2 protein-coding genes are annotated in these 1,411 nt (G+C 45.1%); one reads left to right on the plus strand and one right to left on the minus strand.

The annotated features are described in order from the left end of the window. Positions 1 to 197 (minus strand): ATP-binding cassette domain-containing protein (locus tag WMO25_RS18010; RefSeq protein WP_349086598.1); only part of this gene is annotated, 197 nt, incomplete at its 3' end. 178 nt (positions 198 to 375) lie between these two features. Here WMO25_RS18010 and WMO25_RS18015 point away from each other — a divergent pair. Next, on the plus strand, positions 376 to 1,185 hold the full coding sequence (locus WMO25_RS18015) for a hypothetical protein (RefSeq protein ID WP_227081858.1): 810 nt from the start codon (positions 376 to 378) through the stop codon (positions 1,183 to 1,185). Positions 1,186 to 1,411 lie beyond the last annotated feature (226 nt).

The following is a 1,411-nucleotide window of genomic DNA, read 5'->3' on the forward strand; positions in this document are numbered from 1 at the left end:
GCAATTTTGCCGGAATTAGGCTGGATCAAACCTGCGATCAGGGATAAAATTGTCGATTTTCCGCATCCGCTCGGACCGATGATACCGAGAAAATGATCCGGAAAAACACGAAAACTTAAATTTTTGACAGCCGGTGTTTCACCTTCCGCTGTCTGATAGGTATAGTTGACATCGGTCAAATCTAAAAGCGGCTTCATAAAAACCTCCTTATAGCGGTATATAATAAAATATGCATAAACAGTGTCTATGTTGCAAGGGGGCGCTATTTATGCTAAAATGCATTCATATGGCATAGATGTCAGAACACGTCAGATGGCTTTTGGAACAGGCCGGGTTGCCTGGTGTTCACAGTGTTATAAAGTGAGGAGATTTTATATGGATAAAAAGCATAGATACAGCGCCGGAATGCTGGCAGCTGCACTTATTGTCGGTATTGGTATTGGCTTTTGCGGTGGTTTTGCAGTGGGCGGTCATACCGGTAGTCGGCAGCAGAATACAACAGCCGGGGCAGAGCAGAATTTTGAAACAGGAGATTTATCGATGGAGGAATCACAGAAAACGGAATCGGGTACGGATAGCAGTGGCGAGACAGAGATCGAGCCGATTGGCAGCTATGCGGTGGATGATGAACCGGTGCTGACCATTGATGATACCACCGTTTATCTGTCAGAGATCAATGCAAGAGCTTATATGGCCAGAGATCAGTATGTGGCAGATTACGGTGAGGAACCTTGGGATACGAAGATGGATAATGGAATGACCGTGGGTGAGTATGCCAAGGCAACCATGCTGGATGAGATAGAACGGGCAGTGATTCTCTGTAATAAGGCGGATGAGTATGATGTACCGGCTTTGACAGATGATGAGGAGAAGCAGTGCGCGTCCAAGGCCGAGGATTATATGGCATCGATCGGTGAAGATATTGCAACACAGTTCAGTGTGGAACAGTCGGCGGTATTGGCCATTTATGAAAAGGATGCCCTGTCCATGAAGGTTTACAATCAGATTCTGGAGAATCTTTCAGAAACCCTTCGTCAGGAAGATGATTATAAGGATATGGAAGACAATGAATTCGAACAGGTTTTGAATGACAAGTTTGAAGAACAGTATGCCCAGTGGAAGGATACATGCAAAGTTGAGACAACAGAGACATGGGAGCAGCTTGTGATCGGGGCCGTCGGTTAGGCATTATCAGGGCAGACAATGGACGTTGGTGCATTTTGAATATAAGCAGGATATTAAATGATGAGAAGGACAGGGAGGTCTTTAGATGGGATTAAAGAATTTAATTAAAGGACAGCTTTTATCAAGCATCAGTTATCGTTCCTCAGATCCGCAGGAACTGGCAGCTGTTTATGACAGAGACGGACGCAGGATTATGTATGAATCTGTTCTGACGGTTATGCCAGGA

Source organism: Coprococcus intestinihominis, from assembly GCF_040096555.1.
In the GTDB taxonomy this organism is placed as follows: Bacteria; Bacillota; Clostridia; order Lachnospirales; family Lachnospiraceae; genus Coprococcus_A; species Coprococcus_A intestinihominis.